22 protein-coding genes and 1 rRNA gene are annotated in these 19144 nt (G+C 69.2%); 13 read left to right on the top strand and 10 right to left on the bottom strand.

Annotation, left to right across the window (positions count from 1 at the left end; all coding sequences use genetic code 11):
• Both rrf and KME78_RS36025 read left to right on the top strand, forming a co-directional pair.
• Positions 1–98 (top strand): 5S ribosomal RNA (gene rrf / locus KME78_RS36030); the annotation flags it as partial.
• 27 nt (positions 99–125) lie between these two features.
• Positions 126–575 (top strand): Imm7 family immunity protein, encoded by a 450-nt coding sequence (locus KME78_RS36025; RefSeq protein ID WP_308127264.1) that lies wholly within the window; start codon positions 126–128, stop codon positions 573–575.
• A gap of 128 nt (positions 576–703) precedes the next feature.
• Here KME78_RS36025 and KME78_RS36020 read toward each other — a convergent pair whose 3' ends face one another.
• On the bottom strand, positions 704–865 hold the full coding sequence (locus KME78_RS36020) for a hypothetical protein (RefSeq protein WP_219533894.1): 162 nt from the start codon (positions 863–865) through the stop codon (positions 704–706).
• 522 nt (positions 866–1387) lie between these two features.
• On the opposite strand from KME78_RS36020, the gene KME78_RS36015 reads away from it, so the two are divergent.
• Positions 1388–2341, top strand: coding sequence for a serine hydrolase (locus tag KME78_RS36015; protein WP_246652632.1), 954 nt, complete (start codon positions 1388–1390; stop codon positions 2339–2341).
• Positions 2342–2420: 79 nt separating this feature from the next.
• Here KME78_RS36015 and KME78_RS36010 read toward each other — a convergent pair whose 3' ends face one another.
• Genes KME78_RS36010 through pstS form a run of 5 tightly spaced genes read right to left on the bottom strand, consistent with a single transcriptional unit; the run spans position 2421 to position 6908 of the window.
• Positions 2421–3116: a response regulator transcription factor gene (locus KME78_RS36010; RefSeq protein WP_308127263.1), complete on the bottom strand. Its 696-nt coding sequence runs from the start codon at positions 3114–3116 to the stop codon at positions 2421–2423.
• 26 nt (positions 3117–3142) lie between these two features.
• Positions 3143–3919, bottom strand: a complete 777-nt coding sequence (gene pstB, locus KME78_RS36005) for a phosphate ABC transporter ATP-binding protein PstB (protein ID WP_219533892.1) — start codon at positions 3917–3919, stop codon at positions 3143–3145.
• A gap of 14 nt (positions 3920–3933) precedes the next feature.
• Complete coding sequence (gene pstA / locus KME78_RS36000; protein WP_219533891.1) at positions 3934–4809, bottom strand: phosphate ABC transporter permease PstA; 876 nt, start codon at positions 4807–4809, stop codon at positions 3934–3936.
• Positions 4806–5786: a phosphate ABC transporter permease subunit PstC gene (gene pstC, locus KME78_RS35995; RefSeq protein ID WP_219533890.1), complete on the bottom strand. Its 981-nt coding sequence runs from the start codon at positions 5784–5786 to the stop codon at positions 4806–4808. The genes pstA and pstC overlap by 4 nt, the downstream gene beginning before the upstream one ends.
• 6 nt (positions 5787–5792) lie before the next feature.
• Positions 5793–6908: a phosphate ABC transporter substrate-binding protein PstS gene (gene pstS, locus KME78_RS35990; protein WP_219533889.1), complete on the bottom strand. Its 1116-nt coding sequence runs from the start codon at positions 6906–6908 to the stop codon at positions 5793–5795.
• Positions 6909–7028: 120 nt separating this feature from the next.
• Here pstS and KME78_RS35985 point away from each other — a divergent pair, with 120 nt between their 5' ends.
• Both KME78_RS35985 and KME78_RS35980 read left to right on the top strand, forming a co-directional pair.
• Entirely contained in the window at positions 7029–7502 is a 474-nt protein-coding gene (locus KME78_RS35985) for a low molecular weight protein-tyrosine-phosphatase (protein ID WP_246652631.1), read from the top strand.
• Positions 7489–8274: a fructosamine kinase family protein gene (locus KME78_RS35980; RefSeq protein WP_219533888.1), complete on the top strand. Its 786-nt coding sequence runs from the start codon at positions 7489–7491 to the stop codon at positions 8272–8274. The genes KME78_RS35985 and KME78_RS35980 overlap by 14 nt, the downstream gene beginning before the upstream one ends.
• 16 nt (positions 8275–8290) lie before the next feature.
• Here KME78_RS35980 and hisN read toward each other — a convergent pair whose 3' ends face one another.
• The gene (gene hisN / locus KME78_RS35975) at positions 8291–9076 is read right to left on the bottom strand and encodes a histidinol-phosphatase (protein WP_219533887.1); all 786 of its coding nucleotides are present in this window, start codon (positions 9074–9076) and stop codon (positions 8291–8293) included.
• A gap of 249 nt (positions 9077–9325) precedes the next feature.
• Complete coding sequence (gene rsgA / locus KME78_RS35970) at positions 9326–10357, bottom strand: ribosome small subunit-dependent GTPase A (protein ID WP_219533914.1); 1032 nt, start codon at positions 10355–10357, stop codon at positions 9326–9328.
• A 29-nt stretch (positions 10358–10386) separates the two neighbouring features.
• On the opposite strand from rsgA, the gene KME78_RS35965 reads away from it, so the two are divergent.
• Complete coding sequence (locus KME78_RS35965) at positions 10387–10560, top strand: hypothetical protein (protein ID WP_219533918.1); 174 nt, start codon at positions 10387–10389, stop codon at positions 10558–10560.
• Between the two features lie 41 nt (positions 10561–10601).
• Here KME78_RS35965 and aroA read toward each other — a convergent pair whose 3' ends face one another.
• Positions 10602–11897 (bottom strand): 3-phosphoshikimate 1-carboxyvinyltransferase, encoded by a 1296-nt coding sequence (gene aroA, locus KME78_RS35960; protein WP_219533886.1) that lies wholly within the window; start codon positions 11895–11897, stop codon positions 10602–10604.
• An 81-nt stretch (positions 11898–11978) separates the two neighbouring features.
• On the opposite strand from aroA, the gene KME78_RS35955 reads away from it, so the two are divergent.
• Complete coding sequence (locus KME78_RS35955) at positions 11979–12725, top strand: SOS response-associated peptidase (protein WP_219533885.1); 747 nt, start codon at positions 11979–11981, stop codon at positions 12723–12725.
• A 154-nt stretch (positions 12726–12879) separates the two neighbouring features.
• Positions 12880–13212 carry a TraR/DksA family transcriptional regulator gene (locus tag KME78_RS35950; protein WP_219533884.1) on the top strand — a complete coding sequence of 111 codons (333 nt, stop codon included), beginning with the start codon at positions 12880–12882 and terminating at the stop codon, positions 13210–13212.
• Positions 13213–13222: 10 nt separating this feature from the next.
• Here KME78_RS35950 and KME78_RS35945 read toward each other — a convergent pair whose 3' ends face one another.
• The gene (locus KME78_RS35945) at positions 13223–13999 is read right to left on the bottom strand and encodes a class I SAM-dependent methyltransferase (RefSeq protein WP_219533883.1); all 777 of its coding nucleotides are present in this window, start codon (positions 13997–13999) and stop codon (positions 13223–13225) included.
• Positions 14000–14234: 235 nt separating this feature from the next.
• Between KME78_RS35945 and KME78_RS35940 the strand changes: the two genes are divergently transcribed.
• The 5 genes from KME78_RS35940 to KME78_RS35920 all read left to right on the top strand — a co-directional run bounded on the left by KME78_RS35940 (position 14235) and on the right by KME78_RS35920 (position 18909).
• Positions 14235–14840: a sigma-70 family RNA polymerase sigma factor gene (locus tag KME78_RS35940; RefSeq protein WP_214640210.1), complete on the top strand. Its 606-nt coding sequence runs from the start codon at positions 14235–14237 to the stop codon at positions 14838–14840.
• Positions 14837–15103, top strand: coding sequence for a mycothiol system anti-sigma-R factor (rsrA, locus tag KME78_RS35935; protein ID WP_214640169.1), 267 nt, complete (start codon positions 14837–14839; stop codon positions 15101–15103). The genes KME78_RS35940 and rsrA overlap by 4 nt, the downstream gene beginning before the upstream one ends.
• 9 nt (positions 15104–15112) lie before the next feature.
• Entirely contained in the window at positions 15113–16051 is a 939-nt protein-coding gene (locus KME78_RS35930; RefSeq protein ID WP_219533882.1) for an NAD-dependent epimerase/dehydratase family protein, read from the top strand.
• A gap of 243 nt (positions 16052–16294) precedes the next feature.
• Entirely contained in the window at positions 16295–17650 is a 1356-nt protein-coding gene (locus KME78_RS35925; protein WP_219533881.1) for an HD-GYP domain-containing protein, read from the top strand.
• Complete coding sequence (locus KME78_RS35920) at positions 17647–18909, top strand: HD-GYP domain-containing protein (RefSeq protein ID WP_214640166.1); 1263 nt, start codon at positions 17647–17649, stop codon at positions 18907–18909. The genes KME78_RS35925 and KME78_RS35920 overlap by 4 nt, the downstream gene beginning before the upstream one ends.
• The last annotated feature ends 235 nt before the right edge of the window (positions 18910–19144 follow it).

Here is a 19144-nt window from a genome sequence, read left to right as displayed (position 1 = left end):
AGGAAACACCCGGTTACATTCCGAACCCGGAAGTTAAGCTTCCCAGCGCCGATGGTACTGCACTCGGGAGGGTGTGGGAGAGTAGGTCACCGCCGGACAATCTTTGTTCGGGAAGGGCTCCACGCATGACGCGTGGGGCCCTTTCTGCGTTTCAGGACCTCTGGCAGAGGGGGACGGCGACAATGGAGTACCACGGGTGGGTGACCATCCGCGAGACGGCCCGCGTCGAGGACGACCACGACAGCCTGCTGGAACGGCAAGTGGAGGAGATTCGCGCCTACCTGGCCCAGATTCCCGACTACGGCCTGATCGATCTGCGGTGGCTCAACGGCATCCCATCCCTGCACGTCGCCGGCCATCCCAACCACAACAGCGGCTGGGTCGACACGCTCCTCGACCTGTTCCAGCGGATCGGCCAGCTCGCGCCCGGCTCCTACGGACTGCTGCACGTCTGGGACGACGGAGGCAATCACCCGAACGAGTTCCGTGTCTACCGGCTCGTACGCGGCCGGTTGAGCGAGCACACCGATTCGCTGCTCTCCCCGACGATCCCGACCCTCGAAGACCGTTCTTAACCTGTGAACATAAGTTGCACTGACGGGCCCCGGTAGGCCACTCCACGGTGGTGGATGGCACCTGGACGGTGAGCTTCCACATGCCCCGGGGCTGGCAGCAGGCCGGTCCACGGCTGCCACAGCTTCCGTCAGGCGACCTTGGCGATCCGCAGCCGGATGAAGGCCAGGATGGAGTAGCCGGACGAAGGCCAGGATCGGGTAGCTGGCGCGGCTTGGTGAGACCGGCGCAAGGTCAGGATCGGGTAGCCGGTGCGGCTCGGTGAGACCGTCGCCCCGAAGTTTTCGATCACGCCGCGGGTGGTCAGTTTGTCGACTCGCGCCTGTTGTGTCCCCTTGGCCACGCCCAGCAGGTGGAGTGGACGAGGGTCAGACCGCTCTGTGAGTGTCCGCGCATCGTGACCAGCGCTCTGGCGACCAGGGCGGCCACGAGAGCTCCTCCGGCGGAGGCCGCACGAGGGCTCCTCTGGGGGAGGCCGGACGAGTGCCCTTCCGGCGGAGGCCGGACGAGTGCCCCTCTGGCGGAGGCCGGACGAGTGCCCCTCTGGCGGAGGCCGCAGAGCCCTTCCGGCGGAGGCCGCACGAGTGCCCCTCTGGGGGAGGCCGTTCGAGGGTGCGGGCCGAGGCTGAGCACCACCTCTGTCTAGGTGCTCGTTTCATGGCGCCGCCTATGCCGCCGTGAGTGCGACTGACATGACGCCGCTTACGCCGCCGTGGGTGTGACTAGTGGGACACCTGCCGACGACGACTCGATCGCCGAACTGGTCGCCACTGGCCACTAGCGTCATATCGCCACCATTCGTGATAATTCACGGATGGTCGCGGGGCGAGGCGTCGGGGGATACTTCCGCGTGGTCATGGCGGGTCTCCTCCTGGTGCCCTTGGCGTTCTGGCCGCTTCCCGAGCGAGAGCCGGTCCAGCGCCCGGTCGTGCTCCACCAGCGAGCTGCGATGCAGCCCCAGCTGCAGGCTCTGGTGGAAGTCTCGGTGCCGGTGAAGACTCCCAGGAAGAAGTCCAAGCCGGATCCGCCGATTGGTGCCAAGAAGATCACCAAGCGGCTCGATCGCTATCTGGCCGGTCGTCCGGGTCCTGTCACGGCCATGGTCAAAGATCTGACCACCGGTCGCCTCTACCGCTATCACCGCAACGAACGCATGATCACCGCGAGCACCGCCAAAGTGCAGATTCTCATGGCGCTCCTCCTCAAGACCCCCTGGCACAAGCTCTCGAAGGCCACCAGGCGTGACGCCGATCTCATGATCCGCTACAGCGACAACCACGCCGCCGACCGGCTCTGGCTGCGCGTCGGCGGGGCCGCCGGGTTCACGAAGGCGGGCAGGAAGTACGGCCTGCGGCACACTCAGGGAGTTCCGGGGAGCTGCGTCGACCTGTACTGCTGGGGCATCACCAGGACCTCGGCCGAAGACCAGGTGCGTCTGATGAAGGCGCTCGTGTCGGCCAAGAGCCCGCTCCGGGCCAAAGACCGGGCGCAGGTGCTCAAACTGATGGGCGGGGTGATCGACGGCCAGGATTGGGGCGTGAGCGCCGCCAGGTGCAAGGGCGACCGGGTCGCGCTGAAGAACGGCTGGCTGAAGCACGTATCCACCAAGCGCTGGGCCATCATCAGTGTCGGCCTCATCCGCGGCCACGGCCACGACTACGCGGTGGCCGTACTGACCGAGAACAATGCCGACACCGGCCAGGGCATCGCGACCGTCGAGGGCGTGACCGAGCGGATCATGAAGTCGTTCTGGTCGTGCCGTACCTGACCGATGGTCGTACAGGGCCGTACATGGCCCGCCGTACAGGTCACACAGGGCCGTACAGGGCCGTACATGACCGAACCGGTCACACCGGGCTGGAAGTGCCGGGTGTGACCAGTCGGTAGCCCACGCCGCGTACCGTCTGGATCAGCGTGTCCTCGTCGTCGCCCAGCCGGGCGCGCAGCCGTTTGACGTGCACCGCGATCGTGTTCGTCGAGGTGCTGGACCCGGTGTGCCACACGTGCCGCATGATCTGCTCGCGCGTGACCGTACGGTTCGCGTTGTGCATCAGGTACTGCAGCAGCTCGAACTCACGCAGCGGCAGGTGCACGATCCGCCCCTCCACGCGTACCTGGTAGGCCTGCGCGTCGAGCTCGACGCCGCCCACGACCAGCACCTTGTGCCCGTCCGGGGAGGCCGCGTGGATGAACGGCAATAACTCCGGCACCCGGTACGGCCTGGCCACGCAGGCCACGGCGCCGGCGGCGAGTGCCTGTACGGCTTGCTCGGCGTGCCCCTCACCGACGCCGAGCAGGACGGGCACGGTCCGCGAGAGCCGTACCGCGCGGACGAAGTCGACGGCGCCGATGACCGGCAGCGTGGCGGACACGAGGACCACGTCAGGCTGCAGCGCCCCGGCCTGGATCAGGCCCTGGGCTCCGTCGGGGACGCCGGTGACCGACACGCCCTCGCGTTCGAGGGCGGTGGCCACGTCTTCCACGACCGTGTCGTCGGGATCCGCGATGAGCAGGATGGGCTTCGTCCTCGTGTCCCCGTTCACAGTGGATGCCGCCTGCTGGTGGATCATCAGCCGAAGCGCCCGGTGATGTAGTCCTCGGTCGCCTTCTCGGTGGGATTGGTGAACATGCGGGAGGTCTCGTCCATCTCGACAACCTTGCCGGGCTTGCCCTGCGCGGTGAGGTTGAAGAAGGCGGTCCGGTCGCTGACCCGGGCGGCCTGCTGCATGTTGTGGGTGACGATCACGATGGTGTAGTCGTCCTTGAGCTTCGCCATCAGGTCCTCGATGGCCAGCGTGGAGATCGGGTCGAGCGCGGAGCAGGGCTCGTCCATCAGCAGCACCTGCGGCTGGACCGCGATGGCCCTGGCGATGCAGAGCCGCTGCTGCTGGCCGCCCGACAGGCCCGCGCCGGGCTTGTTGAGGCGGTCCTTGACCTCGTTCCAGAGGTTGGCGCCCTTCAGCGACGTCTCGACGATGCCGTCCAGCTCCGACTTGGCCACGCGGCCGTTGAGGCGGAGTCCGGCGGCCACGTTCTCGTAGATCGACATCGTGGGAAAGGGGTTGGGGCGCTGGAAGACCATGCCGATCATCCGGCGCACGGAGACCGGCTCGACGGTGGAGGCGTACAGGTCCTCGCCGTCGAGCAGGACCTTGCCCTCCACGCGGGCGCCGGGGATGACCTCGTGCATGCGGTTGAGGGTGCGCAGGAACGTCGACTTGCCGCACCCCGAGGGGCCGATGAACGCCGTGATCGAACGCGGCTCGATGGTCATCGAGACGTCCTCGATGGCCTTGTGCCCGCCGTAGTAGGCGTCGAGGCCGGAGACCTGGATCTGCTTGGACATAGTGGCTTTACCCCTTATCGGCCTTTGGCGGGTGAGCGCCACCGGGCGATCAGGCGCGCCACCAGGTTGAGCAGCATGACGATCAGGATGAGCGTGAGGGCTCCGGTCCAGGCCCGATCCACGGCGGTGACGTTGGGACGGCCCGCCTGGTCGAAGACGAAGAGGGGGAGCCCCATCTGCGGCCCGCTGAACGGGTCGTTGTTGATGGAGTCGGTGAAGAACACGGTGAGCAGCAACGGCGCGGTCTCGCCGGCGACTCTGGCCACGGCCAGCATGACGCCGGTGATGATGCCGGTCAGCGCGGTCGGCAGGACGACCTTCATGATCGTGCGCCACTTGGCCACGCCCAGCGCGTACGAGGCTTCGCGCAGGTCGTTCGGGACCAGGCGGAGCATCTCCTCGGCCGATCTGACCACGGTCGGCATCATCAGGATCGACAGTGCCAGCGCCCCGGCGAACCCGGAGAACGGCTGGCCCAGGAACAGGACCCAGAACGCCAGGATGAACAGGCCCGAGACGACGGAGGGGACGCCGGTCATGACGTCCACGAAGAAGCTGATGGCCCGGCTCAACCGGCCGCCGTTGCCGTACTCGACCAGGTAGATCGCGGTCAGCAGGCCGATGGGGACGGAGATGAGGGAGGCGATCAGGACCTGTTCCAGTGTGCCGATGATCGCGTGGTACGCGCCGCCGCCCACGTCACGGGCGCCGATGTTACGCATCGAGTGGGTGAGGAAGTCCAGGTCGAAGCGCGGCAGGCCGTTCTTGATCACCAGCCAGAGCACGGACACGAGCGGAACCACGGCCAGCGCGAACGCCAGGTAGACCAGCCCCTGGACCACACGGTCCTTGATGCGGCGGCTGGTCGAGATGTGTTGGATCGTGGTCATGCGCCGGCCCTCGCGTACTCCTTGCGGCGGTTGATGATCATGCGGGCCGCCATGTTGACGAGCAGGGTGATGATGAACAGCACCAGTCCGGAGGCGATCAGCGCGCCCCTGCCGATCGGGGTGGCCTCACCGAAGCCGTTGGCGATGTTCGCCGCGATGCTGTTGGCGTGCGGGGTGAGGACCTGGAAGGTGATATCGAAGGTGGCGGGGAAGATCAGCGCGACCGCGATGGTCTCGCCCATCGCCCGGCCGAGGCCGAGCATCGCGGCGCTGATGACGCCGGGGCGACCGAACGGCAGCACGGCCATCCTGATCATCTCCCAGCGGGTGGCGCCGAGCGCGAGCGCCGCCTCCTCGTTCATCTTGGGAGCCTGGAGGAACACCTCACGGGAGATGGCCGCGATGATCGGCAGGATCATGATCGCCAGGACGATGGAACCGGCGATCATGGTCTTGCCGCCGATCGCGCCTTCGCCGGCGAACAGCGGGAACCAGCCCAGGTTCTCGTTCAGCCACTGCGACGGTGTCTTGAGCAGCGGCACCAGGAAGACCACGCCCCACAGGCCGTAGACCACGCTGGGTACGGCGGCGAGCAGGTCGATCAGGTAGCCGAGCGGGCTGGCCAGGCGGCGGGGCGCGTAGTGGGAGATGAAGAGCGCCACACCGACCGCGATGGGAAGCGCGATGACGAGCGCGAGGGCCGAGCTGAGCACGGTGCCGAAGGCCAGGGCGGCGATGCCGAAGACCTGGCTGCCGTTCGGGTCCCAGGTCAGCTCGGAGAAGAAGTGACCCTTGTTCGCCTGCAGGGCGGGGATCGCCTCGCTGATGAGGAAGACGGCGATGGCCGCCATGATCCCCAGCAGGATGATGCCCGCGCCGGTGGCGGCGTATCGGAAGGGCCCTTCACCATGGCTGCGCCGCGAGGCGGGCCGGCCCGTGGCCGGTCCGCCATCACGGGTACGAACGTTGGTCGTCATCGGCTATTAGGAGATCGCCTCGACGGCGGTGCGGACCTTGGTGAGCAGGTCGCCCGAGAGCGGGGCGTAGCCCAGGTCCTTCAGCGCGGCCTGGCCCTCGTCGCTGGCGGTGTAGGTGAGGAATGCCTTGACCAGCTTCGACTGGTCGGCGGGCAGACCCTTCTCACACGTGATCTCGTACGTCACCAGGACGATCGGGTAGGCGCCCGCGGTCTTGGTGGCGTAGTCGATGCCGAGCTTGAGGTCGTTGCCGGTGCCCTTGACCTCGGCGGTCTCGATCGTCTTGGCCGCGCTGTCGCTGTTCAGTTCGACGAACTCGCCCGCACCGTTGGCGACCTTGGCCTTCTGGAGCTGGGAGTTGTCGGCGAACGACATCTCGACGTAGCTGATCGAGCCCTCGGCGCCCTTCACCGAGGAGGCGATGCCGTCGGAGCCCTTCGCGCCCTGGCCCTTGGCCTCGGCGGGCCACGCCTTGGCCGGCTCGTACGGCCATTCGGCCGTCGCCTTGAGGAACTTGGTGAAGTTGTCGCTGGTGCCGGACTCGTCAGCCCGGTGGAACGCCTGGATCGGCGTCGAAGGCAGCTTGGCCTGGGGGTTGTCGGCCTTGATGGCCGCGTCGTCCCACTTGGTGATCTTGCTGCTGAAGATGCCGCCGAGCGTCTTGGGCGAGAGCTGCAGACCGTCCACGCCGGGCAGGTTGTAGACGACCGCGATCGGGCCGGTCACCATCGGGATGTTGATCGCCTTGCCGGTCTTGCACCGGGCGTCGGCCTGGGCGGGCTCGCCCTTGTCGTCCTTGAGGGCCGAGTCGGAACCCGCGAAGGCGACCGTGCCCTGGATGAAGGCCTGGACGCCGGCGCCGGAACCGCTGGGCTGGTAGTTCAGGCTGGCCCCGGGGTTCTTGCTCTGGAAGTCCTTCTTCCACTGGTCGATCGCGTTGGCCTGGGCCGAGGATCCGGCGGCGTTGATCGTGCCGCTCAGACCATTGTCGTTGCCCGCAGCGCTGCTGGCACCGGCGGACGCGGTGGCGTCACTGCCGGCACTGTTGTTGTCTGTGCCGCACGCAGCGAGCGAGAGCGCGCCGACGACGGCGACGGCGGCGAGCCGGCCTGCATACTTCACGGTTGGGTTCCTCCCACTTGGTCCTTAGTCGCCACGAAGGTATGCAGCCAAAGTGACTCAATCCCCCTACCACGGGTGAACGGACGGTGAACGGGCCTGGTCACCCTCATGATGGGAGTTATGACCTATCGCGTATGCCTGGTGTGCATGGGGAACATCTGCCGCTCGCCGATGGCCGAGACGGTGCTCAGACGGACCCTGGACGAGCACGGACTCGGTGAACGAGTGGCCGTCGACAGCGCGGGCACCGGCGGCTGGCACGTCGGGGATCCCATGGACGAACGGGCTCTGCGGACGCTGTCCGAGCACGGTTACGACGGCTCCGCCCACCGGGCCAGACAGTTCACCTCCGGCTGGTTCGACCGCTACGACCTGGTGCTGGCCATGGACCGGGACAACCTGTCGTTCCTGCGGCGGATCGCGCCCGACGGTGTGGAGGTGCTGCTGTTCCGCTCGTTCGACCCCGCCGCGCGGGCCGGGGCCGAGGTGCCCGATCCCTACTACGGCGGCCCCGAGGGCTTCGAAGAGGTGCTGCGCCTGGTCGAGGCCGCTTCCGAAGGCGTCGCGAAGCACATCGCCGATGAGATCGACTGAGGACCTCGGGGCGTCCCACGGCTGGCGGCTGCAGCGGGGCGTGCTCGACGACGGGCGGGTGGTGTTCGCGAAGACCGGAACCGTTTCTCCGGTGTTCACTTCCGAGGCGGAAGGACTGCGCTGGCTGGGCGAGGTCATCGCGGTGCCGGAAGTGATCGAGGTCTCGCGGGATCGGCTCGTACTGTCGTGGGTGGACACCTCGTCGCCGACCGCGGCGGCCGCCGAGCGGTTCGGGCGCGACCTCGCGCGGCTGCACCGCGCCGGCGCGCCCGCCTTCGGCGCCCCCTGGCCGGGCTTCATCGCCGACCTGCCGATGGACAACGCGCGCGCCGACGACTGGCCGGCCTTCTACGCCGCCCGCCGGGTGCTTCCCTTCGTACGGCAGGCGCGGCTGCCCGCGCGGGACGTGGCTCTCATCGAGCGGGCGGTGGCGCGGTTCGGTGAGGTGGCGGGGCCGCCGGAGCCGCCGGCGCGCATCCACGGCGACCTGTGGAACGGGAACGTGCTCTGGTCGGATGGCCGCGGAGTGCTCATCGACCCGGCCGCGCACGGCGGGCATCGGGAGACGGACCTGGCGATGCTGGCGTTGTTCGGGGCGCCCTATCTGGATCGGATCCTGGGGGCATATCAGGAGGAGACGCCGCTCGCCGACGGGTGGCGGGGCCGGGTGCCGCTGCACCAACTGCACCCGCTGCTCGTCCATGTGGTGCTCTTCGGCGGGTCATATCGCGACAGCCTGCTGGAGGCCGTCGCCCGGGTATTGGCTCTGTGAGCCGCTCAGGCGCTCTCTACGAGCCGTTCAGGCGTCTGAGGACCTCGTCGTGCAGGATGCCGTTGGTGCAGACCAGACTGCCGCCCTCAAGGCCGGGCACGCCCGCGAGGTCCGTCCACTTACCGCCCGCCTCCTCGACGATCACGGTGAGCGCCGCCATGTCCCACGGCGACAGCTCCGGCTCGGCCGACACCTCCACCGAACCCTCCGCGACCATCATGTGCGACCAGAAATCGCCATAGGCCCGGGTGCGCCAGCAGGCCCGCCCCAGGTCGAGGAAGTTGTCGAGCCGGCCCATCTTCTCCCAGCCGCCGAAGCTGGAGTAGGAGAACGACGCGTCCTCCAGATCGGCCACCGACGAGACGCGCATCCGGGTCGCCTTGGTCAGGCTCTTGCCGGTCCAGGCGCCGCCCTCGGTGGCCGCCCACCAGCGCTTGCCCAGGGCCGGGGCGGACACCAGGCCCACCTTGACCTGGCCGTACTCCATCAGTGCGATCAGCGTCGCCCACACGGGGACGCCGCGTACGTAGTTCTTGGTGCCGTCGATCGGGTCGATGATCCACGACCTGGCACCCCAGCCCGTCTTGCCGAACTCCTCGCCCACGACCGCGTCCCGCGGCCGGGCTCGCCGGAGGGTGCCGCGAATGGCCTCCTCGACGGCACGGTCGGCATCGCTGACCGGCGTGAGGTCCGGCTTGGTGTCGACCTTGAGATCGACCGCCTTGAACCTCCGCATGGTCAGGTCGTCGGCGTGGTCCGCCATGACGTGCGCCAGACGTAGATCATCGTTATAACCCTGCACGAAGAGCCACGCTACCGTGACTTACCTCCCGAACATCAGTCAAGACGCCCCGCATTTCTGGTAAGTCCCGTCCACTGCCGCTTGACTGTTTTTTCTGATAGGTCCTACCGGCCGCGGGATTGACCACGGAGATGGTGAAGAGGACGCACGTCACGGCGCCCAGCCACCTCCACCGGAGGAGCGTGCCCCTGGACAGAGCCCAGCCCTGGTCGGTGGGTGGGGCCCACCGGGCTGGCCGTAACAGAGAAATCAGATATCTGGAGTGTCGCGGCTGGAGAGCAGGCGGCGGAGGGATTCCAGGCGGGCCGGCTCGGCGTGGCCGGCCGCCACCCACGCGTCCAGCGCGCAGTCGGCGTCCAGGTGCGTGCACCCCTTCGGGCAGCCGACCGTGCCCTCGATGAGGTCGGGGAAGGAGGCCAGGACCGTTTCGACCGAGACGTGGGCCAGGCCGAAGCTGCGTACACCGGGAGTGTCGATGATCCAGCCGCCCTCCGGGAGTTCGAGGGCCACGGCTGAGGTCGAGGTGTGGCGGCCGCGGCCGGTGACGGCGTTGACCTGGGAGACCGCGCGGTTGGCGGCCGGTACGAGGGCGTTGACCAGGGTCGACTTGCCCACGCCCGAGTGGCCGACCATGACGCTGAGGCGGCCGGTGAGGTGGTCGCGGAGTTCGTCCAGCGAACCGCCCTTGTGCACGACGACGTGCGACACCCCGAGCGGCTCGTACATCGCCACCAGGTCGTCAGGCGGCCCGAGGTCCGACTTGGTGAGGCAGAGGAGCGTGTCGATCTCGGCGTCGAAGGCGGCCACCAGGATCCGGTCGATCATGCGCGGCCGGGGTGGCGGGTCGGCGAGCGCGGTCACGATGACCAGCTGGTCGGCGTTGGCCACCACGGGGCGTTCGATGCCGTCGGTGTCCTCGACGTCGTCGGCCGAACGGCGCAGCATCGACGTCCGCGGTTCGACGCGTACGACCCTGGCCAGGGCGTCGGGGCGGCCCGAGACGTCGCCCACCAGGGCCACCCGGTCGCCGACGACGATGCCCTTGCGGCCGAGCTCGCGCGCCTTCATCGCGGTGACCATGCGGCGCTCGGGCTGCTTGCGCTTCTGGGCCGATCCCTTGGCGCGCTCCGGCTCGACCAGCGCGGTGTAGCGGCCCCGGTCCACGGCGACCACGAACCCCTCTACGGCGTCCTCATGCGCAGGCCGAATACGGGTCCGCGGCCGTGAGCCCTTGCTCGGCCTGATCCGTACGTCGTCCTCGTCGTACTCCCGCTTTCTCAGCGGTCTACCCCCATGCGATCGTTCCTGCTGTGCGCGGCCCACCCACCGTGGCGGTCAGTGGCGTCGTTCTGTCCGTACGCTGCCCCACCGCGCGGGCCGCCAAGCGGATCGCGCCTGCCCGCCGCTCCACCGCGCCGGCTTACGGGGCGGTTGTGCCCGCGCATCCGCCCCACCATGCCGGCCGCCGGGCCACCTGCTCGTAGGTGCGGCCTCGTCGGACCGGTGGCCCCGTGGCGGGGGGTGGTCATTGCTCGCCCAGCATGTTCGTCCACATCTGGACGAACTCCGGGAGCGTCTTGGCCGTCGTCGCGATGTTCTCCACCTCGACATCCGGGACCGCCAGCCCGATGACCGCACCGGCCGTGGCCATGCGGTGGTCGTCGTAGCTGTGGAAGACGCCGCCGTGCAGGGGGCGGGGGCGGATGATCAGGCCGTCGTCGGTCTCCTCCGCGTCGCCGCCCAGCCGGGTGATCTCGGTGACCAGGGCGGCCAGGCGGTCGGTCTCGTGGCCGCGCAGGTGCGCGACGCCCCGGATCCGGGACGGCGAGCTCGCCAGCACGGCCAGCGCGGCGATCGTCGGCGTCAGCTCGCCCACCTCGCGCAGGTCGGCGTCGATGCCCTCGATCCGGCCGGTGCCGGTCACGGTCAGGGAACCGGCGTCACCGCTCGCCTCGTGCGGCGCGGGGGACAGCTGGACCGTGGCGCCCATCGAGGTGAGCAGGCCGCGGAGGGCGTCGCCCGGCTGCGTGGTCGTGTACGGCCAGCCGGGGATGGTGACCGTGCCGCCCGTGACCAGCGCCGCGCCCAGGAACGGCGCCGCGTTGGACAGGTCGGGCTCGACGGCCAGGTCCATGGCCGCGATCGGTCCCGGCTCGACCCGCCAGATGTCGCGCTCGCCGTCGTCGACCGTGACGCCGGCCGCCCTGAGCATCTGGATCGTCATCTCGATGTGCGGCTGCGACGGCACGGGCGGGCCGACGTGGCGGATCGTGACGCCCTTCTCGAAGCGCGCCGCCGTGAGCAGCAGCCCCGAGACGAACTGCGACGACCCCGACGCGTCGAGCGTGACCTCGCCGCCCGCGAGGGGACCGTGGATGGTGAACGGCAGGGCGTCGTTGTCCACGCGGGCGCCCAGGGCGCGCAGGGCGTCGAGGATGGGACCCATGGGACGCTTGCGGGCGTGCGGGTCGCCGTCGAAGGAGACCGGGCCGTCGGCCAGGGCGGCCATCGGCGGCACGAAGCGCATGACGGTGCCCGCCAGGCCCGCGTCGATGCTCGCGCCGCCACGGATCGGGCCGGGGGTCACCTGCCAGTCGACGGCGGCCGTGGTCTCGTTCGCCGGCGTCAGGGTGGCGCCCAGGGCGCGCAGCGCCGCCACCATCAGGTCGGCGTCGCGGCTGCGGAGTGCCTGGCGCACCACGCCGGGACCGTCGGCCAGAGCGGCGAGGAGCAGCGCGCGGTTGGTCACGGACTTGGAGCCGGGCAGGCGGATCGACGCGACCACGGGAGCGGTCGCGGAGGGTGCGGGCCAGTTGGGCATGGTGAAAGCCTACTGGCGCTGGTGAACTTTACGGAGACAGGCGTGCATGCGGTCATAGGCCGTACGTGGCAGTGTGGGGACATGTGCGGGAGATACGCGTCGGCGCGCAAGAAGCACGAGCTGCTGGAGGAGTTCCAGGTCGAGCTCGACGGTGACCCCGACGAGGAGCTCGGGCCCGACTACAACGTCGCGCCCACCAAGAACGTCTATGCCGTCCTCAGCCGGGTGCCCAAGGAGGCCGAGCGGGCCGTGCGGCAGCTGCGGATCGTCAAGTGGGGGCTGGTGCCGGCCTGGGCGAAGGACCCGTCGGTCGGGTCACGGATGATCAACGCCAGGGTCGAGACGGTGGCCGAGAAGCCGTCCTTCCGCCAGGCGTTCGCCAAGCGCAGGTGCCTGCTGCCCGCTGACGGCTACTTCGAGTGGATGCCGGTCGAGGGCGACAAGAAGAAGAAACAGCCGTACTTCATCCATCCGGAGGACGGTGGCGTGCTGGCGATGGCGGGACTGTACGAGTTCTGGAAGGACAAGTCGCGCGCCGACGATGATCCGCTCAAGTGGCTGGTGACCTGCACGGTCATCACCACCGACGCCGAGGACGAGCTGGGCCGCATCCACGACCGGATGCCGATGATGATCGAGCGGGAGCGCTGGGCGGAGTGGCTCGACCCCAAGCTCACTGACCCCGAGCAGGCGTCAGGGCTGCTGGTGCCCGCCGACACCGGGCAGTTGACGGCGGTGGCCGTTTCCACAGATGTCAACAATGTGCGGAACAACGGTCCAGACCTCATCAAACCCCTGCCACCAGGGGAGGAAACCGCTCTCCAGTAAAGGTGTAAGAGTCACGCTAAGTGGGCATCTGGTGAGGAAAGCGATGCATCCGTTCACCCGGAGTCACCGCCACGCATGCCCCCACGCGCCGGGTTGGACTTCCGGGGAGTCCCGCTGCGGCTTGCCCCCCCTGTTGACCCGGAGGTGCGGATTCGTGGACGACACGACCGCTCGTGAGCGGCTGGAGAAGATTCTCGCGGACCTGGACCGATCGATCGGGGTGCTGCAGGGCGACCCCGTCGGGATCCGCGAGTACTCCGCGGCCGACGCGGGGTCCGACCTGACCGACGCCGACCGCGCCCAGGCCATGCTGACCGTGGCCACGACGCAGCGCAGGGCGGTGATCGACGCGCTCAAACGCCTGGACGAAGGCACGTACGGGATGTGCGTCGACTGCGAGAAGCCCGTGCCCGAGGGCCGGCTGGAGGCCCGCCCGGAGGCCGCGCGGTGCGTGGAGTGCCAGGGCAAGCGGGAGCGCCGCCGCTAGCGACCCCGGGTCACACCTTGCGGGCGCTGGCCACGAGGTGGATGCCGACCGTGTCGTCGTCGTCAGGGTGCGCGTCGAGCTCGGTGCGCACCAGCCAGGCCAGTGCCCTGGCGTCGGAGCCCAGGACGTGGTCGACGGTGGAGGGCGACAGCACGGTCCGCGGTCGTACCCACTCCACCTCCAGCCCCGCGCCGGTCAGCAGCTCGCGTAGCTGCCCGCTGCTGAAGCAGCGGGTGATGCTGCCGTCGGGCCACGGCACCAGCATGACCTCGCCGGTCTGCCGCAGGTGCTGCCACTGCTCCTGCTCGGCCAGGATCGCCATGCCCAGCACCAGGGAGTCGACGCAGACCAGCGCCCGCCCGCCGGGCCGCAGCACCCGGGCCACGTCGTCCATCGCCGATTCGGCCATGAGCTCGATCGACATGGCGCGTTCCTCGGCGACCACCGCGTCCACGCTCTCGTCGGGCAGGAACGTCAGGTCGTCGGCGCGTACGTGGCGCACGCGCCCGGCGTCGCGCAGCCGGGCCTGCGGGTCGGCCGTCAGCGGAGCGGCCAACGAAGAGGACAGTGAGGCGGTGCGGCGGAAGTCGACCAGCTCGATCACCCGATGCCCGGCTCTGGCGGCTTGCCCGGACCACCGCCCCCGGCCGCCGGACAGGTCGAGTATGACGGAGGGTTCGTCGGGGAGCCACCGGGTCAGCTGCTCGGCGACAACGGCGCGGTAGAAGGTCCAGTACGGCCCGAGCGTCCCTGAGCCGTTCAGTTCCTCGGCCGGAATGGGCAGCACACGCGACTCCTGGGTTCCGGGAAAATGGCTACCAGCCGGTACGTATCCTTACTCCCCGCACCGGGTCGTTCGTCACCTTCTATCTTGCGGGAACAGACGCGGGCGCGGGCGTGTTGCGACGTGCATGCTCACATTGCTCGAACCCCTCCCCAGTGACGGACCAGTCCGTGACGAGCGGGTATTCTCCCGTGAATACGGTGTACCGCCACAGTCGGCCACCGGCGATCTTAGGGGGGTGGGTCCGGTGCCCGCGACAGGCGCGGAGACTCTGGAACAGCGAAGTGAGCGGTTCGAGCGCGAAGCGATGCCTTACCTCGAGCAGCTCTACTCCGCGGCGCTCCGGATGACCCGGAACCCAGCGGACGCGGAGGACCTGCTACAGGAGACCTTCGCCAAGGCGTTCGCGTCGTTCCACCAGTTCCAGGAAGGTACGAACCTCAAGGCCTGGCTCTACCGGATCCTGACGAACACCTTCATCAACAGCTATCGCAAGAAGCAGCGCGAGCCCAAGCAGTCGGGCACCGAGGAGATCGAGGACTGGCAGCTCGCCCGCGCTGAGTCGCACACGTCGAGCGGCCTGAAGTCGGCCGAGGTCGAGGCGCTCGAACATCTCCCTGACGGTGATATCAAGCAGGCCCTCGCGGTGCTGCCCGAGGAGTTCAGGATCGCGGTCTACCTGGCCGACGTCGAGGGCTTCCCGTATAAAGAGATCGCCGACATCATGGGGACCCCGATCGGCACCGTGATGTCCAGGCTGCACCGCGGTCGCAGGCAGCTCCGTGGACTTCTCGAGGACTATGCCCGTGAGCGTGGCCTGGTCCCGGCGGAGGGATCGAAATGAGCTGTGGCAACCCGCACGACACCGACTGTCGCGAAGTGCTGGACAAGGTCTACTCCTACCTCGACGGGGAGCTGACCGAGGGCGACGTGGTGGAGATCCGCGTGCACCTCGAGGAGTGCAGCCCCTGTCTGAAGGAGTACGACCTCGACAAGGCGATCAAGGCGCTCGTGGCCAAGCACTGCGGCTGTGACCCGGTCCCCGGCGACCTGCGCTCCAAGGTGCTGGCCCGCATCGCGCAGGTGAGGTCGGAGCTGTCCGACTAAGATTCCCCCATGCGCGTGCTTGTCACCGGGGGTGCCGGATTCATCGGGTCGAATCTCGTCGACCGTCTGCTGGCGGAGGGGCACGACGTCGCGGTCGTGGACGACTTCTCGTCCGGCCGCAGGGACAACCTGGCCGAGGCGGCCACCCACGACCGCTTCCGCCTGCATGAGCTCGACGTCCGCGATCCGGCCGTGATCGCGCTGGCCGCCGAGCTGCGGCCCGAGGTCATCTGCCATCTCGCCGCGCAGATCAGCGTGCGCGGGAGCGTCGCCGACCCGGTCCACGACGCCGGTGTGAACGTCCAGGGCACCGCGTCGGTCCTGACCGCCGCGCGCGAGGGCAACACCCGCAAGGTGGTGTTCGCCTCCTCCGTCGCGGTCTACGGCCGGCCCGCCACGATCCCGGTGCCCGGCGACGCCGCCACCGACCCGCGCTCGCCGTACGCGGCCTCCAAGCTGAGCGGCGAGACCTATCTCGCCACGTTCCGCGCGCTCTACGGCATCGAGTACACCACCCTCGTGCTGTCCAACGTCTACGGCCCGCGCCAGTCGCCCGAAGGCGAGGCCGGAGTGGTGGCCATCTTCACCGACGGTCTGCTCAGCGGCACGCCCACGGTGCTCTACGGCGACGGCACGCAGACCCGCGACTACATCTACGTCGACGACGTGGTCGACGGCTTCGTCAAGGCCTGCGGGGCCGAGGGCAACGGGTGCAGGTTCAACCTCGGCACCGGCATCCAGACCACCGACCGCAAGCTGCACTCGCTGATCGCCGACGCGGCCAACGCGCAGGACAAGCCCGGGTTCGCGCCGCCGCGCGTGGGTGACCTGCCGGCCATGGCGGTCGACCCGGTGCCGGCCTGCGAGGGGCTCGGCTGGCAGCCGCGTACCGACCTGGCGACCGGGCTGAAGAGCACCGTCGAATGGGCCGTCGGTCGCCCCAGGTAGTGGATTGATTACGCTTTGCTTGCGATTCTCAACTCCGGCCCTGCGCTGACCGCGCCTTCTGTAGCGTGACCCACAGGAGTCGACCTAGAGAGTCGGCGTGGAGGCGAGTAGATGCTGAAGGCTATGATCGCCCGGCTGATCGCGGCCGCGGTGCTGATCACTCCTGTGATGACACTGTTGATGAGCGGGGGCGGGGCCCTGCCAACCGGGGTGTCCTGGACCTGAGCACCCTAGGGGGCCGCAATGCGTGATCTGCCGTGGCCTGCGAAGGTCTACCTCATCGCCGTCATCGGCGCGGCGACCATCCTCATCGGGCATAGCGTGATCACCTCCGGGCGGCTGGTGGCGCCCGGCGATCTGGGCATCCTGCTGGTGCTCGCGCTGCTGTTCCTGGTCTGCGAGTCGATGCCGACGTTGCTGAACGTGGAGCAGTTCGCGGTGTCCGTGAGCTTCTCCGCAGCTCTGGCCGCTGTCGTCCTGATCGGTCCAGAAGGGGCCGCTCTGGTGGGGTTCACCGCGGTCTTCAGCGTGCGTCCCGGGCTGCCGTTGATCAAGCGGCTGTTCAACGGCGCGCAGTTCGCGATCTGCGGCTACGCGGCCGGCTGGGTCTACCAGGGGCTGGGCGGCGTCTCGGGGGTGCCGGGGGTCAACGTCTTCGACGACCTCATCGGCCCCTACGCGGCGGCCACGGGCGTGTTCGTGCCGCTCAACATCATGCTCACGCTGACCATGATCCGGCTGGCGACCCGGGTGCGGGCCATGGAGGTGCCGCTGCGGGGCATGGTCCAGTTCCTGCTGTCCTACCTGGGTTACGGCACGTTCGGGCTGCTGGTGGCGGGGCTCTGGGCGACCGTGCAGTCGATCTCGGCGGTGCTGGTGCTGCTGCCGCTGTTCGTCGCCCGCTGGGCGTTCGGCCAGTATCACGCGCAGCAGCGCTCCTACGACGCCACGATCGCCGCGCTCTGCCAGGCGGTCGAGACGAAGGACTACTACACCCGGGGCCACTGCACCCGCGTCTCGCTCGCCTCCTCGATGATCGCCCAGGAGATCGGCATGGGCCTGGAGCGGCTGCGCGCCATCCGCTACGCGGGCATGCTGCACGACGTGGGCAAGCTCGGCGTGCCGACCAAGGTGCTGCAGAAGGAGGGGCCGCTGACCGAGGAGGAGTTCGCCGCGATCCAGCTCCATCCGATGCGCGGGCTGGAGATCGTCCGCGGCATCGACTTCCTCGACGAGGCGTACGCCGGGATCATGCACCACCACGAACGCCACGACGGCAAGGGCTACCCGATGGGGCTCGCGGCCGACGAGATCCCCGAGTTCGCCCGGATCATCGCGGTGGCCGACGCGTTCGACTCGATGACGTCCGACCGCTCCTACCGCCATGCCCGCTCGGTCGAGGTGGCCGTCGAAGAGCTGCGCAAGAACGCGGGCCGCCAGTTCGACCCGGTCATGGTGGCGGCCTTCGCCAGGGCGCTCGAACGCGACCCGTGGCAGCCGCCGCGCCGCGTCGAGCCGCCGCCACCCGAGGCGACCGAGAACCCGATCAAGGACCATGACGACCCGACCAGGCCGATCGAAGTGGTGAGCGGGCCTTGACGCGTGCCTTGCAGAGCCTCGACTCCGGGCAGCTGCTGCTCATCTGCGGGGCGGGGCTGGTGGCCGTGGCCGGCGTCGCGCACACCTCGGCCGTGGGGCTCGACCGGCCCGAGATCGCGATCGGGTTCGGCGCGCTGATCGCGGTCGGCGAGCTGGCCCGGCTCACCATGCCGGGCAACAGGGAGGTCGCGCCCATCGGCGCCGCCGCCGCGCTCGGCTACACACTGCTGCTCGACCTCAGCGACAACCCGCTGCGCCACACCGCGCTCCAGGTGGTGGCCGTGATCGCGGTCGGCATGATCGCGGGCGCGCTGCCGCACCTGGCGGTCGGCCGCCCGCCGCGCCTGGACGCCATGGCGCGCCGCCTGCTGACCGGGGCGCTGCTCGCCTTCGCCTTCCGGCCGCTCGCCGACCCGCTTTACCAGCTCACCCGGCAGGACCCGCCGACGTGGTGGCCCGCGCTCGGCGTCATGGTCACGCTCATCACGCTCACCCTGCTGATCGACGTGCTGATCGCGGCCCTGCTCAGGGCCGAGCAGGTGCGCACCGCCTTCAGGGTGGCCGTGCGCGACGAGATCAACATGGCCTTCCCGCTCGGCGCGGCCGTGGCCGCCTCCGGGGTGCTGCTCGCGCTGGCCACCCACAGCATGGACCTGGTGGCGCTGCTGGTCTTCGCCGCGCCGCTGCTGGTCACGCAGGTGGCCTTCCGCAAGTACGCCGGGATCCGCGCGACCTACCTGCAGACCGTACGGGCTCTGTCACGGGTCACGGAGGTCGGCGGCTACGTCGAGCCGGGCCACTCGCGCCGGGTGAGCCGCCTGGCCGTGGCGGTCGGCAGGGAGCTGGGCATGGCGGAGCCGGAGCTGCTGGAGCTCGAATACGCCGCGCTCATGCACGACATCGGCCAGCTGTCCCTGAGCGACCCCATTCCGGGTGGCGCGACCGTGCTCGCCGATCCCGCCCAGGCCCGCCGCATCGCCGAGCTGGGGGCCGAGGTGATCAAGCAGACGGGCGTGCTCGACCGGGTGGCCGAGCTGGTGCGCCGTCAGTGCGACCAGATCGCCGAGGACCCGCCGCTGTCCAGCCGGATCATCAAGGCGGCCAACGCCTACGATGACCTGGTCGGCGGTTCGGCTGATCGCGATCGCGGGGGTGCGGCACTCGAGCGGCTGCGGCTGGCCGCCGGCACCGCGTACGATCCCGACGCGATCGAGGCGATGACGCGCGTCGTCGATCGGCTCGGCGTCCACAAGCTCTGAAAAGCCGCCCATCCAGTACGGCAAGCCCGGCAAGACCCACCCGCCGCACGTGGCTGAGGGCCTCCAGGAACACGCCCGCTGACCCCGCACGTGGCCGGCCGCCGTGACGAGACGGTGAGACCGGTGCCGTGGACAATCGTCCCTGTAGGTCCTGCGCAGACGAAGCCGACCCTGGCGCCCTCGCAATTGTAGAGTTCCCACATAAGCAGCCCGCCGGATCCGTTGTTTTGCGGGA

It is taken from the genome of Nonomuraea guangzhouensis, from assembly GCF_019396345.1.
Taxonomy (GTDB): Bacteria; Actinomycetota; Actinomycetes; order Streptosporangiales; family Streptosporangiaceae; genus Nonomuraea; species Nonomuraea guangzhouensis.
Note: the sequence above shows the minus strand (reverse complement) of the source record. Positions and strands in the feature narration are given on the sequence as shown.